The 21,106-nt window shown below is 36.3% G+C and carries 29 protein-coding genes and 1 pseudogene; 20 read left to right on the top strand and 10 right to left on the bottom strand.

Going from position 1 to position 21,106, the window contains the following annotated elements; all coding sequences use genetic code 11:
- Positions 1–3 precede the first annotated feature (3 nt).
- The 20 genes and pseudogenes from DY109_RS03710 to DY109_RS03615 all read left to right on the top strand — a co-directional run bounded on the left by DY109_RS03710 (position 4) and on the right by DY109_RS03615 (position 10,906).
- A complete protein-coding gene (locus DY109_RS03710) occupies positions 4–696 on the top strand; it encodes a hypothetical protein (RefSeq protein WP_023947241.1) in 693 nt (230 codons plus the stop codon).
- Entirely contained in the window at positions 696–1,073 is a 378-nt protein-coding gene (locus DY109_RS03705; protein WP_023947243.1) for a hypothetical protein, read from the top strand. The genes DY109_RS03710 and DY109_RS03705 overlap by 1 nt, the downstream gene beginning before the upstream one ends.
- Positions 1,074–1,748 carry a hypothetical protein gene (locus tag DY109_RS11870; RefSeq protein WP_023947245.1) on the top strand — a complete coding sequence of 225 codons (675 nt, stop codon included), beginning with the start codon at positions 1,074–1,076 and terminating at the stop codon, positions 1,746–1,748. It begins immediately after the preceding gene.
- Positions 1,745–1,939, top strand: a complete 195-nt coding sequence (locus DY109_RS03690) for a hypothetical protein (RefSeq protein WP_023947247.1) — start codon at positions 1,745–1,747, stop codon at positions 1,937–1,939. Before DY109_RS11870 ends, DY109_RS03690 begins: the two co-directional genes overlap by 4 nt.
- On the top strand, positions 1,936–2,064 hold the full coding sequence (locus DY109_RS12320) for a hypothetical protein (RefSeq protein ID WP_268743590.1): 129 nt from the start codon (positions 1,936–1,938) through the stop codon (positions 2,062–2,064). Before DY109_RS03690 ends, DY109_RS12320 begins: the two co-directional genes overlap by 4 nt.
- 141 nt (positions 2,065–2,205) lie before the next feature.
- Positions 2,206–2,523 (top strand): annotated as a pseudogene (locus DY109_RS03680) (peptidoglycan recognition protein family protein); the annotation flags it as partial.
- On the top strand, positions 2,523–3,005 hold the full coding sequence (locus DY109_RS03675) for a hypothetical protein (protein ID WP_002957669.1): 483 nt from the start codon (positions 2,523–2,525) through the stop codon (positions 3,003–3,005). The pseudogene DY109_RS03680 and the gene DY109_RS03675, both read left to right, overlap by 1 nt.
- On the top strand, positions 3,006–3,182 hold the full coding sequence (locus DY109_RS11310; RefSeq protein WP_023947251.1) for a hypothetical protein: 177 nt from the start codon (positions 3,006–3,008) through the stop codon (positions 3,180–3,182).
- Between the two features lie 78 nt (positions 3,183–3,260).
- Positions 3,261–3,812: a hypothetical protein gene (locus tag DY109_RS03670; RefSeq protein WP_023947253.1), complete on the top strand. Its 552-nt coding sequence runs from the start codon at positions 3,261–3,263 to the stop codon at positions 3,810–3,812.
- A 12-nt stretch (positions 3,813–3,824) separates the two neighbouring features.
- A complete protein-coding gene (locus DY109_RS03665) occupies positions 3,825–5,201 on the top strand; it encodes a hypothetical protein (protein WP_023947254.1) in 1,377 nt (458 codons plus the stop codon).
- Positions 5,202–5,210: 9 nt separating this feature from the next.
- Complete coding sequence (locus DY109_RS03660; RefSeq protein ID WP_235148531.1) at positions 5,211–5,744, top strand: hypothetical protein; 534 nt, start codon at positions 5,211–5,213, stop codon at positions 5,742–5,744.
- Between the two features lie 66 nt (positions 5,745–5,810).
- The gene (locus tag DY109_RS03655) at positions 5,811–6,326 is read left to right on the top strand and encodes a hypothetical protein (protein WP_023947257.1); all 516 of its coding nucleotides are present in this window, start codon (positions 5,811–5,813) and stop codon (positions 6,324–6,326) included.
- A 36-nt stretch (positions 6,327–6,362) separates the two neighbouring features.
- Positions 6,363–6,860: a hypothetical protein gene (locus DY109_RS03650; RefSeq protein WP_014667029.1), complete on the top strand. Its 498-nt coding sequence runs from the start codon at positions 6,363–6,365 to the stop codon at positions 6,858–6,860.
- Between the two features lie 257 nt (positions 6,861–7,117).
- Positions 7,118–7,441 (top strand): hypothetical protein, encoded by a 324-nt coding sequence (locus DY109_RS03645; protein ID WP_023947259.1) that lies wholly within the window; start codon positions 7,118–7,120, stop codon positions 7,439–7,441.
- Positions 7,442–7,690: 249 nt separating this feature from the next.
- A complete protein-coding gene (locus DY109_RS03640) occupies positions 7,691–8,194 on the top strand; it encodes a hypothetical protein (RefSeq protein WP_023947261.1) in 504 nt (167 codons plus the stop codon).
- Between the two features lie 184 nt (positions 8,195–8,378).
- Positions 8,379–8,828, top strand: coding sequence for a hypothetical protein (locus DY109_RS03635; protein WP_023947264.1), 450 nt, complete (start codon positions 8,379–8,381; stop codon positions 8,826–8,828).
- Positions 8,829–8,935: 107 nt separating this feature from the next.
- On the top strand, positions 8,936–9,091 hold the full coding sequence (locus DY109_RS03630) for a hypothetical protein (protein WP_023947266.1): 156 nt from the start codon (positions 8,936–8,938) through the stop codon (positions 9,089–9,091).
- A 1-nt stretch (position 9,092) separates the two neighbouring features.
- Complete coding sequence (locus DY109_RS03625; RefSeq protein ID WP_244916631.1) at positions 9,093–9,728, top strand: hypothetical protein; 636 nt, start codon at positions 9,093–9,095, stop codon at positions 9,726–9,728.
- Complete coding sequence (locus tag DY109_RS03620; protein WP_081714927.1) at positions 9,713–10,273, top strand: putative barnase/colicin E5 family endoribonuclease; 561 nt, start codon at positions 9,713–9,715, stop codon at positions 10,271–10,273. Before DY109_RS03625 ends, DY109_RS03620 begins: the two co-directional genes overlap by 16 nt.
- A gap of 189 nt (positions 10,274–10,462) precedes the next feature.
- The gene (locus DY109_RS03615; protein WP_023949179.1) at positions 10,463–10,906 is read left to right on the top strand and encodes an NYN domain-containing protein; all 444 of its coding nucleotides are present in this window, start codon (positions 10,463–10,465) and stop codon (positions 10,904–10,906) included.
- A 906-nt stretch (positions 10,907–11,812) separates the two neighbouring features.
- Here DY109_RS03615 and DY109_RS11115 read toward each other — a convergent pair.
- From DY109_RS11115 to DY109_RS03565, 10 genes are all read right to left on the bottom strand, one after another.
- Complete coding sequence (locus DY109_RS11115; RefSeq protein WP_023949183.1) at positions 11,813–12,124, bottom strand: hypothetical protein; 312 nt, start codon at positions 12,122–12,124, stop codon at positions 11,813–11,815.
- A gap of 187 nt (positions 12,125–12,311) precedes the next feature.
- Complete coding sequence (locus DY109_RS03605; protein ID WP_034550172.1) at positions 12,312–13,178, bottom strand: DMT family transporter; 867 nt, start codon at positions 13,176–13,178, stop codon at positions 12,312–12,314.
- Positions 13,179–13,181: 3 nt separating this feature from the next.
- Positions 13,182–15,953, bottom strand: a complete 2,772-nt coding sequence (locus tag DY109_RS03600; protein ID WP_115737766.1) for a valine--tRNA ligase — start codon at positions 15,951–15,953, stop codon at positions 13,182–13,184.
- Positions 15,954–16,111: 158 nt separating this feature from the next.
- On the bottom strand, positions 16,112–16,513 hold the full coding sequence (locus DY109_RS03595) for a hypothetical protein (RefSeq protein ID WP_235148595.1): 402 nt from the start codon (positions 16,511–16,513) through the stop codon (positions 16,112–16,114).
- 183 nt (positions 16,514–16,696) lie between these two features.
- Positions 16,697–17,200 carry a shikimate kinase gene (locus DY109_RS03590; protein WP_034550174.1) on the bottom strand — a complete coding sequence of 168 codons (504 nt, stop codon included), beginning with the start codon at positions 17,198–17,200 and terminating at the stop codon, positions 16,697–16,699.
- 54 nt (positions 17,201–17,254) lie between these two features.
- A complete protein-coding gene (locus DY109_RS03585; RefSeq protein WP_023949189.1) occupies positions 17,255–17,896 on the bottom strand; it encodes an AMIN domain-containing protein in 642 nt (213 codons plus the stop codon).
- Positions 17,893–18,153: a hypothetical protein gene (locus DY109_RS03580; protein WP_023949190.1), complete on the bottom strand. Its 261-nt coding sequence runs from the start codon at positions 18,151–18,153 to the stop codon at positions 17,893–17,895. The genes DY109_RS03585 and DY109_RS03580 overlap by 4 nt, the downstream gene beginning before the upstream one ends.
- Positions 18,150–19,427, bottom strand: coding sequence for a phosphopyruvate hydratase (gene eno, locus DY109_RS03575; protein ID WP_023949191.1), 1,278 nt, complete (start codon positions 19,425–19,427; stop codon positions 18,150–18,152). Before eno ends, DY109_RS03580 begins: the two co-directional genes overlap by 4 nt.
- A 34-nt stretch (positions 19,428–19,461) precedes the next feature.
- A complete protein-coding gene (recA, locus tag DY109_RS03570; protein ID WP_023949193.1) occupies positions 19,462–20,502 on the bottom strand; it encodes a recombinase RecA in 1,041 nt (346 codons plus the stop codon).
- A 109-nt stretch (positions 20,503–20,611) separates the two neighbouring features.
- Positions 20,612–20,974: a hypothetical protein gene (locus DY109_RS03565; protein WP_023949195.1), complete on the bottom strand. Its 363-nt coding sequence runs from the start codon at positions 20,972–20,974 to the stop codon at positions 20,612–20,614.
- Positions 20,975–21,106: the final 132 nt, after the last annotated feature.

The following is a 21,106-nucleotide window of genomic DNA, read 5'->3' as shown; positions in this document are numbered from 1 at the left end:
ACTATGAGAAATATTATCCTTGTGTCAATACTGATGACATATATATGCAGTGGTGCTGACTTTTCTAGGTATTGCGATAATGTAGATAATGAATGCGTAAGACCAAGCTTTGATTGCAATATGGCAACTAACAGGGTGGAATCATTTATGTGTGAGCAAGAATATAATGCCTATTCTGATAATTTCTTTATGAGTTATTATACTCTGATAATGCAAAATATAAAGGATAGCGATAAGCCAAAAGTTCAAGCAATAATACAACAAACTATGGATAACAGAAATAAAATAGGGCTAGTGATACAATCCATTGATAAATATATTAGTGAGATTGAGAAACAGGCTGATAATGGCGATGAGGAAGCAAATAATATATTAAATGTTTATGGCAGGGGCTTGGAAGACCCATATTTGGGGATATTGTATGACATAGAACAAGTATATATGCAAGGAACACTAGAATTAACACAATATTTATTAGATAATAATAATGAACTATTTATGCGAATTTTTATAAATAAAAAGAAATATAACGACCTCTTTAATCGTGAGCAAGATGAATTGCTCACAGAAAGAGAAAAAGAAAGAAATGGAACATTAATAGATGGGGAAAAATTTATAATCCTACTTACTGCCCTCTACCAAGACAACCTAATCGACAAAACAGGCAAATTGATTGTAAAGGTGGATTCTAAGTGATGAGACAAGGTGATGGCTACAAATTTAGAGGTAGAGGAATAAAACAACTTACAGGAAGAGAGCATTATACAAAATTCAGTAAATACGCCAAAAATAAAAATTGGATAGATACAGATGACTACTTTGTAAATAATCCTGATAGCATTACCACAGATGGTAAATTTGCTTTGCTTAGTGCAGTATATTTTTGGAATAGTAAGGAATTATACAAAATTGCAGACACGCAAAATGAAAATAATACGAATGAAATAGTGAAACAAATAACTAAAAAAGTTAATGGTGGTGAAAATGCTTTATCTGATAGGCAGCAAGTATTTCATAAAATACAATCTAGTAAGATTTTTGAAGAATTTTTAGACAAAAGGAAAATAATTTGAATGAAAAAAGCTATTTTAACTTTATTGTTGTTTATTAGCATATGTATGGGGCAAACTTTAGAAGATGCTTTTGCTAAAATTGCCCCAAAAAACAAAATACAGGCAGCTAGTTATGCACTCGTGTATCAATATAATAATGAACCATCACCAAGCTTTTCTTGTGATAAAGATACCAACACGGCAGAAACTTTAATCTGTTTTGGTAGATGGAAATACAATATGTTTTTAGATAATTTCTACACAAGTTACTATCATAACATAATGCAAGGTATTCCCAATGATAAAAAATCAAAAGTTAAAAAAATAGCAAAAGAAATGATAAATAAAAGAAATAAAGAAGTTGAGCAAAGAGACAAAGAAATAACAAGGAAAAATAAAGAAAAATATGCTTACGAAGAATGGGTAGAAAAAAGAAGTGCTTTAAATTTGACTTGGCAAGAAGAGATAGGGAGTATCATATCAAAACACTATGAAGAATCTATCATGCAATTAACTCATTTTGTCTTACGCCATCAAGCAAATCTTTTCGCAAAGATATTTCACAAACACACTGAAGAATATAAAATAATACTGCAAAACAAAGAAGCAGATTATTATTTAATTCTCGGTGCATTATATTTTAATAACTTAATCGATAAAACAGGCAAACTCATAATAAAAGAAAATTCCCAATGAGTATTTCTCCTCTCCCTTTCACACAAAAAGCTAAACATAATAAAATAAAAGAGTTTAACACACAAGATAAGGCTGGCTCAAATGACTATAATCGTTTATATTTACAAAATGATTGTTCTTTAAGAGGGCGATCACAAATTCCTTCAAAACATTTTTATGTCGTAACTCAAATTAGAAGGAATATACGATGAAAACAATGGTTTTACTCTGTATCTACCTATGCGGGTTATATGCAAATAATTTGGATATAGTAGATTCTAACGGCAGGAGTTTTTGGGACAAAAATTTGTCTCTTATCAAACAAATAAATCACTAATAGCAAAAACTTGCAGCAATGAAGAATAGTTCAAAGAGCAGGGCTTACAATTTGATAGAGAAAGTAGAACTATAATAGTTTATACTCCTATGGAGCGCATAGATTTGGTGGTAAAACCATAAAGCTAAAGGAGCTGGCACTCATTTTATGATAGACAAAGATGGCACAATATATCAATGTGCAACTTTATATAAGACAACTTGGCATGTTGGGGCAAGAAAAAAGGGGATAACCATAACTAATAATACAAGTATAGGTATTGAAGTGGTGGCTTGGTATGACGATAAGACTCACAAATGGGATGAGGCTACAAGAGAACAAAAGATAGCATTACGAAAAATAATAAAAATACTGCTTAAGCATTACAATCTTACTGAAAATGACATTTATGAACATGATAAAATAGCAAATAAAACAGCTGGTGAGGGTGCGAATCTTTATATAAAAGGAGAGAAATAATGCTGAAGCGATACTTGGTGTTTATAATGTGTGCTTTTATACATTGCTCACAAGCAGCGGATATAAACGAGCCTTTGGATAAAAGCTTTAAGGATATAGATATTCATATTTTAGAGATTACTTATCCCAAGAAATGTGAGATTGATGATAGGGCTTTCTTTGTTTTGAGTAAAGAAGCCATAGCTTCATATTTTCAAAATGCAGAAATATACGATGAAAAATCCCCTGTTGGGGTTAGAGATTATCCGCATTATCAATGCGAGATTGCAGGAAAGTTTTTAGCTCATAATCAGTCTTATGATTTTAGGCTTGATTATGGTGGTGTGGGATATATACATAATGATACAACTGCCAATATCACCATATGCAATCGCAAAGATTGCTATCCTTGTGCCGTTATAGATGTCTATTATGATGCCTTAGAAAGTAATGATACAAAATGGCTGGAAAGATACAAGACAGAATATTGTATAAGAAAGTAAATGCGATATACCCTTACCCTCCTACCAAAATCCCTTATCTTTACGCCTACCCTAAAGCCTAAGCCTAAAGCTCCTAGTAGCACTCTAGGTATAGTCATAGGAGAGAGTGATGATATACAAAGCCAAAGGGGACAAAGAGAATATCCAATGGCAAACAATCTTATTATGAGGACATAGGAGGCAATAAGATGCTAATTACTTACGAAAAAATTATCCAAGCACTTAAAGATACTAGGCAACAAGGAGGATACTAAAATGAAACAATTGATTAAAGGGGTATTGATTGCTTTATTGATATGTGTGGTGCAACTACAAGCCACCTCGCATACCACGCAAAACAATCAGCAAGAGTGCAATATCACAGGCGAATCTAAGCTTTATCAAGAGTGGGTAGAACAATGGAAGGGTAAATATGAGACAGATATATACTATCATCAAGTAGGCACACCTTATGCTATAAAGGATATGTTAGAACAATGTGATATACTAGGACTTACACTTATGCTAAATGATATTGACAAAAGGGAATTTATATTTCATCAAGCAAGTGGTGGTATGATTTTTTTAATGGTTGCCATAGAATCTGCGTATCCACAATCTGTCCAATTTCTCTTAGAGCATAAGCTTACGCAAAAAGATAATAAAGATATTTATGAAGAACAAATGATAGAAGAGACTATCGAGGGACTCACTCCACTTCAACTTGCCAATCAAAAACTCCAAGAAGTTAAAGCTAAAGGAGATTCTAAAGCCATAGCAAATTATGAAAAGATACTAGAGATTCTTAAAGAATATAGTGTAAAATAGATAATGAGCATAATGTCAGAATTACCATATAACAATATTAATTCTACACTTAAGGTAAACCCCACCAATCCTCCCAACTATTCCCAACAACTCCAATACCTCACACAGGGAGATTATACTTTAGTTATCTTTGCTTATCTACGCTCCCCAGCCTATAAAGCGAGGAATTATACCACCCATACCAAACTAGATTATAAACCTCCTTTATCACTTCAATTTAATGGTAAAGAACTTCAAATATTAGAATGGGGAGAGGTAAAAAGGGATAAGCTAGATTCTAATATATTTGATAAGGGCAATAATGAAAATAAAGCATATTATAGAATCTACTCTAAAGACTATGATGTTATAGATAAACAAGATATTCCTAAATTGTTTTCATCTTACTCTCTTACATATGATATTCTAGATACAGAAAAATATTATCAATCCAATCATCTCAAAGAACAAGATATTATAGTTTCTATGAAGCAAGATACTTCTCTACCCAAAGGAAGCTACTATCTTTATACTAAAGATATAGAGCAATCTCTAAAAATTCAAACAGACTATCTCTATAGAGCAAGAGGATATAAAGCCCTTAATATCTATACCATAGATACAAACAATCAATATAAAATCTCTTATCATAGTAATCCATTAGATAATATCCCTTATCCCAAAGGCACTACTTTTATCATAGCTCCTAATACTCCAATACCTACACATTATACAGATAAAAAAGTAAAAATATGTCTCAAAGGAAGCAGAACTTATAAAGACTTTATATTGAATCTCAAACAAAAGATAGATACTATACAATCACAATATGAGATAGAGAGAGTAAGGTTGGAGGTGGGGTATGAGAGTGTAGATGAACAATTAAGTAAATATTTTACACTTACTGAGGTTGTGAAAACAAACCAAAAAACTTCACAATTTACAAAAGAACAACTTACAGAATTCAATAGAAAAGAGGCTATGATTGTTGAAAACTATAAAAAACTACAATCTCTTGCCAAAGAATGCGACAAGATAGTAGATTGGATTGGATATAAACCTAGAGTGAATAGCGGTGTTAGGGTTGATATTGTGAATGAAAATTTGCCAAATTCGTCCAAAAAAGGAAAAAGCCAACACACAAAGTGCGAGGCTTTAGATTTGGGTTTTAATAGTAAAGATGATTTGAAAAAAGTTTATTTAGCAATACATAACAATATAATTCCAAACTTAAATAATCAAGTTTTTTCTCAAGTGATTTTAGAAAAATTCTCAAGTAGCAAAATTGGCTGGTTACATATTGCATTAAAGACGCCTAAATGGAATAGGGGGACAGAATTTAAAATAAGTTATGATGGTAGCAGTTATGCGGAGTTTGATAAATCTCAAAATATGGTAGATAAATTTTAAATAAAGGATATGATTGTGAAAAAATATGCCGTATTTATCGTGTTGTTTTGTGGTAGTTTATATGGGGCGATAATAAAAATCGATGACACTCAAGCAATAACAATGATAGATGAAAGAGAAAAATTTTTTTCAGAAGTATTTTTAGTGCAATATGATGAAACTAAAATACAAAAGGATTCTCAAAATAATCTTGTTTTTATTGATTTGTGTAAATATAGAACAAGTGGCTATGAATTCCCTTGTGGAAATGTAAATGGAGAGGATATAGGTATAAGAAAATATTTTATAAAAGCTAAAGATATTAAAGAAGCCTATATTTTATTTAGACAAAAACACGAAATGAAAACACTGCCCGATAAAAACTTATATGATTATGGCGAATCAGAATCTAATAAAGATGACGAAGTAGGAACATATTACATACACGATATTAAAGGGAAATTTTGGGTAATTGGTATGGGATATGATAGTGGTAGCATTACGATTTATAGACAAACAAAAGATTATATTGAAGTAATCTATCAATGGAGTATAGATTGGTAATTCTTAACACACAAAGCAAGACAAATCCATAATAATGGAATCAAGATAGAAAGGAGTAAAAATGAAATGAAAAAACTAATCCTTGCTTTTATGTTGATTTTTGGCCATGCGCAAGATTCAGCGCACATGCAAAGCACACAAAACACCGAGTCCGCTTTTTATAGTGAGTGGTTTAAGCAATGGGGAAATCATAAATGGGACAATAAATCTAGCAACCCTGCCGCTACAAATAAATCTTATGCTTTTGAGAGCGCGTATATTATCATTGATATGATTAAGGCAGATGATATTGCTGGGTTAGAGCTTATATACAAAGCATTAGAAAAGGACAAAGAGCATAATATGGCGTTTTTAAATGGCATTATCGGTGCGCCTACTTTTGAGCAGCAAGCCATAGATTTGGCAAATGCAAAGGCACTTAAATTTTTGCTTAAAAATCATATAATAGACGATGATATAGAGAGTTTGTGCGACCACGCTAATGAAAAGCTAAATGAGGCAAAATCTAATGGTGATTCTAATGCTGTTCAAAATTATGAAAAGATTATTGAAATTTTAGAAAAATATAAAAGCGGACAATGATTTGCAAAAATCATTTTTAAGAAAGGAGCGCAAAAGATGAAAAAACTACTAGCATTTATATTTTTAACGTGTAGTGTAGCGTTTGGTGCGGAGAATCTAGCCACAAATCAAGCACAGATTCACACTTTTAAATCCAAACAAAATGATGGCATAACAATCAAGATTCAAGAGTTGCAAGGCACAAAAAAGTGGATTGCAGAAATGAGCGATTATTTTATGTTTAGGGTGATAGATTTTGAGATAATCCACAATGGAAAATTGCTTCTCAAAGACAGGGCAAATGTCCATCCAAATAGCTATCTTGGCGGTGAGAGTGATACTGCGGAAAATGGCGTTGGTTATGACGCGGTAGAATTTTGGAATGAGGGCTATGATAAAGGCAAATGCGCTTTGTCGATTAGAATCCAAGATGAGCCCATAGATGAAAACGATAAAGAACAAAGACTAAAAATCAGTGGAAATTTAAGCGATTGTGTGTCGCTTAAAGGTATTGTGCTAAAAAATAAAATTTTTTATAGGGTTAGTAAGGAGTAAAAATGACAAAGTTGGTAAAAATTTTATGGATTTTGCTTGTGGCATTTTAGATAAATGCGTGTGGTGATTCCAAAGATTCAGGAGAATTACAAACGCAAGATTCACAAGAATGCAACTTCATAAGAGAATCCGCTCTCTATAATGAGTGGGCAAAAGATTGGAAAGGACAGGAAGATGATGTATATTATTATAATTCAGGCACACCTTATGCGATAATAAATATGCTTAAACAATGCGACATAAAGGGCTTGAGACTAATGCTTGATGAGCTTGGGAAGCGGGAATTTACCTCTATGCAAGCAAGTGGAGGAATGATTTTTTTGATTGCTGCTATTGAATCTGCGAAGGTAGAATCTGTCCAATTTCTGCTAGAAAATAAACTCACATATAAAGATAATGTGGCACAGTATGAGGAATTTGTCATAGATGAAGTGTATTATAATAAAAATTATGTTAAGAAAGCACCATTGCAATTTGCCCATCAAAAGCTAAATGAGGCAAAATCTAGCAATGATTCTAATACTGTGCGAAATTATGAAAAGATTATTGAAATTTTAGAAAAATATAAAAGCGGACAATGATTTGCAAAAATCATTTTTAAGAAAGGAGAACAAACAAAATAAAAAAACTACTTTTAACACTATTATGTTTCATTGCACTAAACGCAGATGAGTTTAGCAAATATCCTGCCAACGAGTATAATGGCTAACAATCCTTTTATGAAAATATAGGAGGCAATAAAGCACACTATGGTGCAGAAAAAATGATAGAGGCTTTAAAGGATACTCAAGAAAAATATAAGAATTATATTAACACAAAAGGATATTGAAATGAAAAAAATAGTTACATATTCAATGGCATTAATATTTTTGGTTGGTATTAGCGTATATGCTAATTCTTTATGTAATATCAATGATAAATCTTCTCTTTTTCAGCAATGGAAATTGGATTGGGGAGAGTATGAGTGGGGAGATAATGCACAAATTAATCAATACTATATTGTAGAGACAAATGGGGTTGTTAAAGATATGATGCAAACTTGTGATATAATGGGTTTAAAGCAAATGCTCAACTATCTCGGAAAAAACGAGATAATCACTCTACAAAATGCAGAGGGAAGTTATCTTGATAATATCTTACAAGAGAATATAAATCCTTTGGTTGTGAGTTTTTTACTTGAAAATGAACTTATCCTAAAAGAATTGCACCTAACAATAAAATATAAACAACTTGCCAATCAAAAACTCCAAGAAGTTAAAGCTAAAGGAGATTCTAAAGCCATAGCAAATTATGAAAAGATACTAGAGATTCTTAAAGAATATAGTGTAAAATAGATAATGAGCATAATATAAAAAATACCTTTGATGTTTCGGTGCGTAGCCTCAAAAACCAGAAGGAGTTTTTTAGGGCTGCTGAAGAATACAAAAATATTCATCAAGGTTTTCATATTATTGATGAACGAAGAAATCAAGCGTCTTGCTACCATATTGAAATTACGCAACCTTAGGAGGAAAAATAATGCTTAAATATTGTATTGTTTTTGTTAGTGTGATTTTTAGTCTTTATGGCAATGATATAAAAATTGTCCATAAAGATTGCAGGATATTATGTGAGAAATGTGGATTTTACGCGACACAAACAGAAGGCTACTTTAAAAATCTTAAACTTTCTAGCAACGATGAAGATGATTTTTATACTGCAATGGATGATTGGGCATATTATCTTGATTCGGTAGGGAATTATTTGCGTGCTAATGGGATTGAAACCAATTTCTATGCCATACCTGTAGAGGAATGTAAGGCATTAACCTTCCAAAGCTATTCTTTAGAAATAAGCAAAATTGATAGCCCCTATATTTTTATTCTTTATCAAAAAGATAAAAAGCCTTATATACTTATGGACATTTCGGCTCCAGAAGATGAAATCAATACTTATTTTAATATCACAAGCAATGACAAACACAATTAATGAAGTTGGTGCTTCTAATGTATCAAAACATTGTGCAGATTTTAACATTGTAAATGTAGTGGATATTCCACATTCATCTTTGGGTGCAAATAGAGAAAACTTCAAAAGTGAAGCAGGGTTTCATTTTAAATTTAGGCAAAGACCCTACCAATCCCAAATGGCTAAAAGTAGCTTATATCCCACCAGAAGTAAAAGATACAAGTAAAGCAATCTATGGAGTAATCCACGAGAGTCAGGTAAGCTCTCAGTGTGAAGGCTTTTAAAATGAGTTATTCTCCTATACACCAAACCACAACAACTAATCCAAACTTTCAAATCAACAGACAAGCAAAACTCTCTCAACGCTATATCATTACAGATGCAAAACTGAGCACAAAAAAGCCTCCCTTACAAAACAAGAGCAAAGTTCTTGTACAAAGTGTAAGTTTTAAAGACAAGAAGTATATACATTATAAAGCCAATGATACTCTTACATTTCAAGCTCACTATAATAATACAAAGCTCTCACAAGAAGAACTCAAAGAAGCTAAAGCAAATACGAAATGGGCATATATTTTAAGCACAGATGAAACTCTTCCTCAAAAACTTGATTACAGAAAGATTACACAAGAAAGAAGTGATAGTCCTTATATAGGTGAAGACTACACACTTACTTTAAAAAAAGAATACTTTGATATAAACAAAGCTACTTATCTTCATATCTTTGCTTATATTAATGTTCCGAGCAGTAAAGTCAAACAAGTGCTTAAACTTGAATATCCCCTCTCTTTAAGATTTAATGGGAAAGAACTTCATATAGTAGAGTGGGCTTTGACTCTGCTTTGTCTCCTTTGGCGGAGTTTGGGGAGAATTACCCGCAATTCTACCACAAAGGCGCGCAGGCAGTGGAGCACTTGCTAAAGACAAAAAGCGGGCAAGTCGTAGGAGCTTACGAAAAGCAAGGCTTAGGCGATATTGATTTGGTTTGGGGAAATAAAGACTTTGGATTGGAGCATATCATCGCTAAGCACGAGGGCGATTTTAAGGATTTGAGCCAAGAGTTAAGTGAGATAATCGCAAAAGGCGAGGTAAAACAAGATAATAATGTGCTGAGTATAATTTATCATAAAGATGGCGAAACTTATCGATTAGGGCTCTCAAAAGGCTTTAGAGGTGAGGGTGAAAATAAATGGATAATCACTGCGTATAAGGTGGATAAGTCGCCTGCTCCTGATTTTCTACCAAGTAAGCAAATTGCTAAGGACGATGGGACTAATCTACGCCCTAACGACTTAGTGGATAATTCTACCACAAAAATATTTGATATGAGTCAAACATCAATCGATAGTTTGGAGGATTTCAAAAAATGGTCGGAGTTTGTCGGGGTGAGATTTGGCGATGAAGCGCAGGCAAAAGAGGCACATCAATTTATCTTGGCAAATAAACATCTCATAGAGTGTGATTGAGAATTGAATTGACTTCATTGAAGACAGAACAAGTAAAGAGACATTATATGAGTGCTTGAATTGTAAAGTAGATATTGCTTAAAATTTGACATTTTTAATAAAACCAAGTAGAATTCTCTTGCTTCCTTTATAGGTATATCCTATGAAGCCCCCCTATTAGCGTATGCGTAGGGGGATTAAGGAGTATTTTTGCGTGTTATAACATATATTGATGGCTTTAATCTTTATCATTCCATTAAAGATTTAGGAAGCAATAGAGAATATCTAAAGTGGCAAAATATCAACAAACTCTCTGCTAGATTCTTATCTCGCAACGATGAAATAATAAAGATTAAATTTTTTACTGCATACCCAAAGTGGAAACCGCAATCATACATAAGACATCAAAATTATGTAGCTATCCTGCAAGATTTAGGCGTGGAAGTGATTATGGGGCATTTTAAGCTAAAAAGAGTCTTTTGTCATAATTGTAAGCAGGAAATAAAAAAGCACGAAGAAAAGCAGACCGATGTCAATATAGCTACTCATATTGTTAATGATATGTATCAACATAAGCCTGATATTATTCAACTTATAAGCGGCGATACCGACTTGATCCCGCCACTAAAAATTGCCCAAGAAAAAAGGCATTAAAATTCATATAGTTATCCCTTATGCTAGAAAAGCGAATGAGTATGATTTTGTAGATAAGAAATCAAAAATTAAAATAAAACATTTACAAGAAAGTGTTTTACCACAAGCCTACACTACTTCAAGCAATAAAGTTTTCCCTGCCCTTATACATATCCGCAAATTCAACTTTAGCACACCTTTTAATCCTTTTAAAAAATCCCTAGATTTTAGCAATATCAAGCAAAAAAGGTTTAGAATGTATTGCTTAGAGAAGTTTCAAAGGGAACTTGCCTATTTTTGATAGATTAAGAGACTTGCCAAAGGTGCAATGGTTTATAATCTCAAGGCTACACCGCAATCAAAAAGAATGATGAGAGCGGCAAGCAAATAAGTAAAATTAAGTATAAAATAGCTTTTTATCAACTTATTGTCCTACAAATTGTCCCATAAATTATCCAATAAAGGAGTAAAAATGACTTTAGATTTTGGACTTATCATTATACTTGATACTTGGCTTTGGCTTGGCTTGTGAAATACGGAGCATTTGAGAGAAAATAAAAGAAAGACAAAAATGTGCCACAAAGGCTTAAGGAGGCTTAAAGGCTAATGATACTTTATACTGCCATCTTTATGCAAGATCTTAAGCACTTCTACCTCTTTATTATCCTTTGTTTTTACCTTGATTGTTTCTAATACTTTAGGATGTTGATACCACCTTGAGAAAAATCTATCTTTGTCTAATCCGTTTGCTTCTCTAATCTTTTTTAAAGGTAGAGTTGTTAGCTGTTTTGCTTGCGCGTAAGTGGTGATATTTGTGCTAATTTTTGCTTGCGACTTTGTGTTTGCACCGCATTCTTGTGTGCTAATTTCTTTGTCGCAACCTTTTTAAACCGATTTCACCCACACCATTTCGCCCGCACGCCCACATCACAAAACGAGCAGTGGAGAGTCAAGGCTTATAAATGACAAGCTTTGCGTGGATTTGGTGGTATTTTTGCGCGGGAGAGTTTGGATTTGCGCACGTGGTGCAAAAATGCAAAAAAGCGGGATTTGGAGAGTCTTATCATTTGGAATTAGAGCGTTAATCTTTGAAGTGTCGATAAATGCGGGCTTTGCCGTGTTTGCAGAGGTTTGCAAGTGGTTTGCTTGGCTTGAGAATTGGATTTGGTTTGGCTTTGGATTTGCATCGATTATAGGCGTGAAATGTCGTAAATAAGAGCTTTTTCTGTGTGAATGCAAAATTTTTGCGGAATTTGCAAAAAATTTGCTATAATGAACGCGATTTGCAAAAGCAAAATGTTCTTTACAAAATGAAGTGTGTCAAAATCTGTGCCAAACAGCTGAAAATCAAGCTTAAAGTCAAAAATCGATGACGCAAAATACGGGCTTCAAATGATGCGCATTTAGCAAAAATAGAATCTAGATTCTATGCAAATTTAGATAGCTTCAAATGATTAATAATATATATCGCTAAGATTGCTAAAATCCCACCGATAATGGTATGCCATCTTGGAATCTCCCCCAAAAGCACCCAAGAGAAAAATAGCGCAAATAGTGGCACCAACAGCGCATACATACCGCCTTTTGTAACGCCTAGCACAAACAAAGCCTTATAAAAAATAGTCGTAGAAAACACCGTGCAAAACACGCAAGAAACGATAAGTGCAAGCCAGAATTCCCACCCAGCCCTAAACACATTCATCTGCTCCACATCAAGCAAATGCGGACAAAACAGCACAAATGTAATCAATGACGCATAAAAATTAAGGCTTATGGCGTTTATGGATTCTGTCGCGTATCGAGAAGCAATCATCAAAAACGCCCAATCAAGTGCCGCGAGCAAATAAATCACATTAAACAACGAGAGCAACGCATAAACATTATGAAAAATATCAATCAAAAACGTTCCTGATACCACCCCCAAAAACAATCCCCATTTTTCGTTTTTACTCAAACTCTGATGCTTGATAGCCACCCACAAAAACGCCGCCATAATCGGTGCTAGCACTTCTGTGATGACTCCAGCACTTCCAGCGTCTCCATATTGCATTCCCACATACATCAGATACGAATATATCGCATTCAAAATGCCTGTAAGAAATGTAGGCATAAGCACATTTTTGGGAATTTTGAATGGAATCTTCAAATACACAAGCAATGGCACAAAGCAAACACTCACGATCAAAAACCGCAAACACGCAATCTGCTGTGGAGTACCAAAATTAATCATAAATTTAGAGAGGGGCCACACAAGCCCCCAACCCATCATCGCAAGAATCATTAAGAGACGCATATCTCACACTGCACGAAAGATACTTATCTCATTTTGGATTTTTTGGATTTTTTGCTTTGCTTCATTAAGCGCGTTTTGCGTATTGTGTAGCACTTCTTGCGGGGCATTATCGACAAATTTTTTATTGCCTAGCATAGATTCTAGTTTGGTGATTTCTTTTTGGATTTTAGCTTCTTGTGTGGTAAGTCGCTTTGTGATAGCCTCCACATCGATTTCATTAATTGGCAAATAGCTCTCGACATTATCGCTCACATCGACAACGCAGTTTGCCACTCTAGAATCTTGAATCTCTACGCATTCAATCCGAGCAAGCTTTTGGATAAAGCCTAGCGCGTAACTTTTAAGCGCAGATTTTGGGTTGATATAGGCTTTTTTGATCGGTTTATTTGCAAGATCAACAAGTGCTTTTAAACGGCGCAGTGAAACCACACAATCCTTAATCACCTCAAATTCTCTCTCAAGATCTAAATCCTGCGCTATGTCATTAGGAAATGGTGCGATCATGATAGATTCTGTGTTCTCAAGGTCTGAGGCATTGAGCTTGTGATAAAGCTCCTCGCTGATAAATGGCATATAAGGGTGCAGAAGTTTTAGTGCGGTTTTTAGCACACTTCCAAGCTCAAAAATCGCCTCTTTTTGGGCTTTTGCAAACTCTATGCACCAATCACAAAATTCACCCCACAAAAACCTGTATAACACGCTTGCGCCGTCATTAAATCGATACGAATCAAGTGCTTCGCGCAGCTCTTTTGTCGCAAGATTTAATCTTGATTTGGCAAATCTCCCTAGAGGTGTTGTGTAAGCCATAAGTTCTTCTTTATCCTCAAATCCATACTTTAATGATTCTTTGCCACCGAGCTGCTGAAGATACATCATCAAAAATTGTGTCGCGTTAAAAAGTTTGTTTGCAAAATTCCGACTTAGTTCAAGCTGTGCGCTTGAGAGTCGTATATCTCGCCCTTGCGCACAAAGATACGCGAGGCAAAACCGCAGAGAATCCGCTCCATACTGATTTATCATCTCGATTGGATCGATGACATTTCCTTTGGATTTACTCATTTTTTGTCCTGATTCATCGCGCACCAAAGCATGCAAATAAATATCTTTAAATGGCAATTCTCCGATGAGCGATTCTCCGCTAAAAAGCATTCTTGAGACCCAAAAAAACAAAATATCAAATCCTGTGATAAGCAGTGAATTTGGGTAAAACAACTCCAAATCATCTGGATTATATTTATCAGATTCTAAGCCACCATTGCCCCAGCCAAGAGTGCTAAACGCCCAAAGCCCCGAGCTAAACCAAGTATCAAGCACATCGGGATCTTGAGTGAGATTTTGGCTTTGGCATTTGGGGCAGATGCTCTCTACTTCGTTTTTTGAAGCAAAGGTATGCCCGCATTCACAGCTCCACACCGGAATCCTATGCCCCCACCAAAGCTGACGAGAGATGCACCAAGGGCGCAATTCTCTCATCCACGCATTGAAGTTATTGAGCCATTGTGCGGGGTAGAATCTAGATTCTGCATTATTGACGCGCTCAATCGCACCTTTTGCAATCTCTGGCTTGACAAACCATTGCTTTGAGATATAAGGCTCGATGATATTGCCACAACGATAGCATTTGCCGACTTGATTGACATAGGGTTCGATTTTTTCTATGGCATTGAGAGATTGGAGCTTTTTTATGATATGCTCACGCGCCTTTAGTCGCTCTTGCCCTTGAAATTCGCCTGTGAGTTCATTTAAGATTCCGCGAGAGTCAAACACAACCACACTTGGCAAATGATGTCTTTTGCCTACTTCATAGTCATTGATATCATGTGCGGGCGTAACTTTCACAACCCCTGTCCCAAACTCCATATCCACGCTATCATCGCCGATGATTGGAATCTCCTTATCAAGCAATGGCAATATGACATTTTTTCCTATCAAATGCTTATAACGAGAATCTTGAGTATGCACCATCACCGCAGTATCGCCAAAAAATGTCTCCGGGCGCGTTGTCGCCACGACTAAAACCTCATCGCTTCCTTGGATTTTGTAGCGCAAATGATACAAAAAAGTGTGCTGCTCCTCATACTCGACCTCAATATCAGAGAGCGCGCCATCATGAGTGCACCAATTCACCATATAATCGCCCTGAATGATAAGCCCTTTGTCATACCATCGCACAAACGCCTCTCGCACGGCTGATTTTAGCCCCAAATCCATAGTAAATCGCGTGCGCGACCACGCCGACGTAATCCCTAGAGCTTCCATTTGCGTGAGGATTTTCCCTCCGGATTCTTCTTTCCATTCCCAAACTTTTTTTATAAATGCTTCCCTGCCGATGTCTTCTTTTTTGATTCCTTGCGCGAGGAGTTGTTTTTCGACTATGTTTTGTGTCGCTATGCCGGCGTGATCAAGCCCGGGCTGATAGAGCGTGATATATCCGTCCATTCGCTTATAGCGCGTGATAATGTCTTGGAGTGTAAAGGTGAGCGCATGCCCGATATGCAAAACTCCTGTTACATTTGGCGGGGGCATCATAATACAAAAAGTTTTGGGTGTTTGCGCGGGGTTATGTGTGGATTTGCGTGTGTATTTGTGTATTGATTTGTCTGCTAGGTGGGTTTGGGTGTTTGGGCTTTGTGCTTGAGATTCTGCGTGTTGATGCTGTGTGTCGTTGTTTTTTGTTTTTTGGGTTTTTTGATTGCCTGTGATTTCAAAATACCCTCTCTGCTTGCATATTTGGTAGATTCTCTGCTCTATTTCTTTTGGGTTGTAGCCTTGCATTATATAGCCTTATGTTAGATTGTAGTTTTAGATACGCATTCTAGCTTAGAATATATAAAAAATGCTTTAGTAAGTGAAGTGAAAGTAAGAATTATGCATGAGCCCACTAGCCCGCCCTTTTGCAATCGCAAAGAGCAGACTAGCGTTATTTGTGTGAGTTATTTATTCAACTCGATAGCTTGACCTTTTGCCCAAATACAATTTCTGCCGATGATAAACTGCCAAGAAGACTCGCTAATATCGACATTGACAAGCGCATCAGATGGACCACCTTTTTTGGCAGAAACTTCCAAAGCTTTAGCCACAGCTCCACTTACACGATTGCTTGTATTGCCAAATCCCCACCACAAAAATGTAAAAATACAATCTTTGCCCTTGACATACTCGCCTTTTGTCAAATCTGTCATCGGTAGATTGCTCGTAGTAGCGACAGAAAAACGCGCTAGATTCTGGCTACAACCTGCAAAAATAAATACCAAGCCTAGCAACCCAGCACCCATAAGCTTATTCCAAATAGCTTTTTTGCGCACGACCTTTTCCAATTTTTCCAATTTTTCCATTGTAATCCTTTGATTAAAATACCAAAGCAAAAGCTTTGAAGGTGATATTTTGCCCCCCCCCCCCACTTAAGAATAGCTTAAATTTAATGTGATTTAGATATGATTTTATTTGTGATTTTTTGGCTCATAAACAAAAAGTCAATGTCAAAATATAGCAGAATCTAAAAATAATAGAGTGGTTATTTAGCGTATTTGTGGCTTGAAGGAATGCAGAATCTCATCGCATACTTCTTGTGGTGATTTGCTTGCATTGATGATAATGTCTGCGGTTTTTTTGTAGATAGATTCTCGTGTGTGAAAAAGCTCTAAAGCCTTAGCTTTATCACCAAAAAGCGGACGCTTGGCTCTTTCTTTTGGTGTGAGTCGCTTTGTGATCTCTTCAAACCCGATACAAAGATACACAATCTTTCCCATTGGGCGCACATCATTAAAAATAGGCATTCCTCCGCCTGTGGCAATGATAGCATTTGAGACATTGAGTGAGAGCCAATGGATAAGGTGTGATTCGTGCGCTCGGAATGCTTTTTCACCATATTTGGCAAATATTTCGCTGATTTTAAGATTTGTGCTATTTTGGATTATAGAATCTGTATCAAGCGCAAAAGTATCAAGCAACCCCGCAAGCTCGCCTGCTATGGTGCTTTTGCCACTTCCCATAAATCCGATTAGAACGATATTTGACGCCATTATGCACCATTTCTCACTTGACAAAAAGGCAACCGCCTTTGGCTTAGAAAAAGCTCACTGCACGGAAATAATGTAGTATTCATCATCTTTATTGATGCTGTAAGTGTATTGCCCATCAAGCGTAATCACAAAACGATAAAAATCCTTATGCGTCCCCACAGAAACTTTGGAGAAATATTTACGCCCAATATCCACAAAACCGCTTACCTCCTTGTCTGTGCGCTTGACATCAAGCACGATACGATATGGCGTAGGCAGGATAAATGATCGGACAATATCTTGCGTAGTATGCAAATAGAGCTTGCTTCCTTGTGTATAAAACTCAAAAGGCTTTATCACAAAATATTGCGTATCCTCGCTGATTATTGCGCTTTTTTGCGTAAGCAAAAGCGGATAATGCCAATCGATACTTTTATCGATAGGAAATGTTTGTGTCTGTATGGAGCCATCGATGTTTTGGTAAGTGATAGTGATCTCTTTTAAGATTCTGGCTGTGCTTGGGAGCTTGAAGTCAAAATCCATAAAATAATCTTTGGCTTTATTTGATGCGATGTTGTCTTCTTGAGGCTTAATCATCGGCTCAAAAGGATTATCTCTCCCATAGCCTATGCCAACGATCATTCCGATAATCACCCCAACACTCGCCCCCAAAACAAGCAATGATCGCATTATTTTTACAATATCTATACTCTTCATGGCTCTAGCCCTTTAAGCTCAAATAAATCTTTTTGTAATTTTGCATTTTGGGCTTGCAAATCATTCACCTCGCGCAAAAGCTCGTTTTTGAGCGAGATATTATTTAAAAGCACTTCAAGTGAATTTTCTCCAAAAAGCAAAAACCCAATATAGATTCCAAATCCTACAACCCCTATAAATCCGACAATAAAAATGCGCTTTGTATAAATCCAATACCATAGATTCTGATTCAATAAGGATTTTATAAATTGCGTCATTGTTTAAATAGCTCTTTGCCTAAATAATATGGATTAGCGATTTCTTTTTCGATTTGAAGCAAGCGATTGTATTTACTCATACGTTCACTTCTAGCTGTGGAGCCGGTTTTTATCTCACCTGTATTAAGTGCTATGGCAAAGTCGGCTATAAAGCTATCTTCGCTCTCTCCGCTACGATGACTCATGATACATTTATACGCATTGCGCTGTGCTAGGCGCACAGTCTGCATAGTCTCGCTTACAGAGCCGATTTGATTTGGCTTGATGAGAATTGCATTTGCGATATTTTGCTCTATCCCATGCGCTAAAATCTCATGATTTGTAACAAACAAATCATCGCCCACAAGCTGGATTTTACTGCCAAGCTTTTGGGTTAAAATCTTCCACCCTTCCCAATCATCTTCACTCAATCCATCTTCAATCGAGACGATAGGATATTTCGCGCATAATTGCTCATAATACTCAACTAATTGCGCAGAATCTAGTGTGCGATTCTCTCCTGCTAAATGATACAATCCTTTCTCATCGACAAGCTCGCTACTTGCTACATCTAAAGCGATCGCAATCTCTTCACCGGGTTTGTATCCTGCCTGCTCGATAGCCTTTAAAATAATCTCGATTGGCTCGGCATTGTTTTTGAGATTTGGCGCAAATCCACCCTCATCGCCAATGCTTGTGATGTGATTGGTGTCTTTGAGGATTTTTTTGAGGTGCTGATACACTTCTGCACTCGCTCGCAACGTCTCATGAAAGCTATCAAACCCAATTGGCATAATCATATATTCTTGAAAATCCACAGTGTTATCAGCATGGCTTCCACCATTTATGATATTAAGCATCGGCACAGGCAAAGTCAAAGCATTGCTCCCGCCAAGATAGCGATACAATGGAATATTTAAGCTTGTCGCAGCCGCCCTTGCCACAGCCATAGAAACTCCAAGCGTAGCATTTGCGCCGAGATTGCCATAATTATGCGTCCCATCAAGATTTTTAAGCAATGAATCAATCAAGCCCTGATCATAAGGACTCGCGCCAATCAGCGCATCAGAGATGATCGTATCGACATTTTCGCATGCTTTTAGCACGCCTTTGCCCAAAAATCGCTTTTTGTCGCCATCACGTAACTCAAGCGCTTCTCGCTTACCTGTACTCGCGCCACTTGGCACGATTGCAGATTCTACTACACCATCGCTTAATACAATTGTCGCTTTGATTGTTGGATTCCCTCGAGAATCTAGCACTTCTTGCGCATAGACATTATCTATATAAATCATGTTTTGCTCCTTGTGTTGTTTGGTTGTTTTGTAGCTATTCTTGCTCGTTTGGCTCATCTGGAAGTGGCATAATCTCATCACTCACACCGATTTGCTCTTTGATTTTGGCTGTGATTTCATCAGCTATTGCTTTATTTTCTTTCAAGAAAATCTTTGCATTCTCTCTGCCTTGCCCGAGTTTTTTATCTTTGTAGCTAATCCACGCGCCACTTTTATCGATAATATCAAGCTTGATCCCATAATCAATAATCTCGCCCTCTTTGCTTATCCCCTCGCCAAACATAATGTCAAATTCTGCTTCGCGGAATGGCGGAGCGACTTTGTTTTTGACGACTTTTGCTTTGACGCGATTGCCGATGTGCTGCTCGTTTTGCTTGAGTGAGGCGATACGTCTTATATCGATACGCACGCTTGCATAAAATTTAAGCGCATTTCCTCCTGTTGTAGTCTCTGGGCTACCATAGCCCATCATACCGATTTTCATACGAATTTGATTAATAAATATCAATGTCGTATTCATCTTATGAAGTGCGCCTGTGATCTTGCGTAACGCGTGGCTCATAAGGCGTGCTTGAAGCCCTACATGCTGATCTCCCATATCACCATCGATTTCTGCCTTTGGCGTGAGGGCTGCCACAGAATCTATCACGACTAAATCCACCGCTCCACTTCTTGTAAGCGTCTCTAAAATCTCAAGTGCTTGCTCACCATTATCAGGCTGAGATACAAGGAGATTTTCTGTATCCACGCCCAATCTCTTCGCATAATACACATCAAGCGCGTGCTCTGCATCGATAAATGCTGCTATCCCGCCATTTCTTTGGCATTCTGCGACAATCTGCAATGAAAGCGTAGTTTTACCACTAGATTCTGGTCCATAGATCTCAATAATTCTGCCCTTTGGCACACCACCAATACCAAGTGCCATATCAAGCCCAAGTGAGCCTGTCGCGATAGAATCTATCTTTTCGACTTGCTTATCGCCAAGTCTAACTAATGCTCCTTTGCCAAAAGCCTTATCAATCTGCTTGAGTGCGAGCTCAATAGCCTTTTTTCTATTCTCATCAATCGCCATACCAATCCTTCATCTCAAGTTTGTAAAGTAAGTATTGTAGCCAAAAACTCTTAAATATAGATTGTAGATTTTTTGAGACTTTTTTATAACTTTTTGCATGATGATTGTATTAGGATTTCATCATAAGCCACACGCCATTATATGCGCTTTTTAGGATTTGGTATATACTTTTGCCCACACTATAAAGCCACAAATACGGACAAATGATAAATTCATAAAAGCTAAGATTCTGCGCCAAAAAGCCAAATATAGCGCATTCATACACTACAAACACCACAAGAGCCACGATAGCACCTTGCATAAAAGGGCGCAAATGATACAAATCAAATGGCAATAAATTAAGCGCGCTTAAATAAAGCAATGTGCCAAAACAAGCAAGAATATAATATGTGCTATCTTTTGGACGAATGCTTATAATTTGTATGAGTTTAAAGTTTTGAAATATCTTTAAATCCCCATAAATTTGTCGCAAAATACAGCACTAAACAAAACAATCTTTGAAGCATTTTGCCATCGCTTTGACCCATAACCTCAATCCTAAATATCGAACTTTTCGCAATAAATATTTATGCCATAAAAATAAACAACTCACGCTTTTAAATGC

It is taken from the genome of Helicobacter fennelliae (assembly GCF_900451005.1).
Classification (GTDB): Bacteria; Campylobacterota; Campylobacteria; order Campylobacterales; family Helicobacteraceae; genus Helicobacter_B; species Helicobacter_B fennelliae.
Note: the sequence above shows the minus strand (reverse complement) of the source record. Positions and strands in the feature narration are given on the sequence as shown.

Bases quoted from the DNA above. Each gene is read 5' to 3' on its own strand.
- DY109_RS03710 (WP_023947241.1), top strand. From the start codon at position 4: ATGAGAAATATTATCCTTGTGTCAATACTGATGACATATATATGCAGT.
- DY109_RS03705 (WP_023947243.1), top strand. From the start codon at position 696: ATGAGACAAGGTGATGGCTACAAATTTAGAGGTAGAGGAATAAAACAA.
- DY109_RS11870 (WP_023947245.1), top strand. From the start codon at position 1,074: ATGAAAAAAGCTATTTTAACTTTATTGTTGTTTATTAGCATATGTATG.
- DY109_RS03690 (WP_023947247.1), top strand. From the start codon at position 1,745: ATGAGTATTTCTCCTCTCCCTTTCACACAAAAAGCTAAACATAATAAA.
- DY109_RS12320 (WP_268743590.1), top strand. From the start codon at position 1,936: ATGAAAACAATGGTTTTACTCTGTATCTACCTATGCGGGTTATATGCA.
- DY109_RS03675 (WP_002957669.1), top strand. From the start codon at position 2,523: ATGCTGAAGCGATACTTGGTGTTTATAATGTGTGCTTTTATACATTGC.
- DY109_RS11310 (WP_023947251.1), top strand. From the start codon at position 3,006: ATGCGATATACCCTTACCCTCCTACCAAAATCCCTTATCTTTACGCCT.
- DY109_RS03670 (WP_023947253.1), top strand. From the start codon at position 3,261: ATGAAACAATTGATTAAAGGGGTATTGATTGCTTTATTGATATGTGTG.
- DY109_RS03665 (WP_023947254.1), top strand. From the start codon at position 3,825: ATGTCAGAATTACCATATAACAATATTAATTCTACACTTAAGGTAAAC.
- DY109_RS03660 (WP_235148531.1), top strand. From the start codon at position 5,211: ATGATTGTGAAAAAATATGCCGTATTTATCGTGTTGTTTTGTGGTAGT.
- DY109_RS03655 (WP_023947257.1), top strand. From the start codon at position 5,811: ATGAAAAAACTAATCCTTGCTTTTATGTTGATTTTTGGCCATGCGCAA.
- DY109_RS03650 (WP_014667029.1), top strand. From the start codon at position 6,363: ATGAAAAAACTACTAGCATTTATATTTTTAACGTGTAGTGTAGCGTTT.
- DY109_RS03645 (WP_023947259.1), top strand. From the start codon at position 7,118: ATGCTTGATGAGCTTGGGAAGCGGGAATTTACCTCTATGCAAGCAAGT.
- DY109_RS03640 (WP_023947261.1), top strand. From the start codon at position 7,691: ATGAAAAAAATAGTTACATATTCAATGGCATTAATATTTTTGGTTGGT.
- DY109_RS03635 (WP_023947264.1), top strand. From the start codon at position 8,379: ATGCTTAAATATTGTATTGTTTTTGTTAGTGTGATTTTTAGTCTTTAT.
- DY109_RS03625 (WP_244916631.1), top strand. From the start codon at position 9,093: ATGAGTTATTCTCCTATACACCAAACCACAACAACTAATCCAAACTTT.
- DY109_RS03605 (WP_034550172.1), bottom strand. From the start codon at position 13,178: ATGCGTCTCTTAATGATTCTTGCGATGATGGGTTGGGGGCTTGTGTGG.
- DY109_RS03600 (WP_115737766.1), bottom strand. From the start codon at position 15,953: ATGCAAGGCTACAACCCAAAAGAAATAGAGCAGAGAATCTACCAAATA.
- DY109_RS03595 (WP_235148595.1), bottom strand. From the start codon at position 16,513: ATGGAAAAATTGGAAAAATTGGAAAAGGTCGTGCGCAAAAAAGCTATT.
- DY109_RS03590 (WP_034550174.1), bottom strand. From the start codon at position 17,200: ATGGCGTCAAATATCGTTCTAATCGGATTTATGGGAAGTGGCAAAAGC.
- DY109_RS03585 (WP_023949189.1), bottom strand. From the start codon at position 17,896: ATGAAGAGTATAGATATTGTAAAAATAATGCGATCATTGCTTGTTTTG.
- DY109_RS03580 (WP_023949190.1), bottom strand. From the start codon at position 18,153: ATGACGCAATTTATAAAATCCTTATTGAATCAGAATCTATGGTATTGG.
- eno (WP_023949191.1), bottom strand. From the start codon at position 19,427: ATGATTTATATAGATAATGTCTATGCGCAAGAAGTGCTAGATTCTCGA.
- recA (WP_023949193.1), bottom strand. From the start codon at position 20,502: ATGGCGATTGATGAGAATAGAAAAAAGGCTATTGAGCTCGCACTCAAG.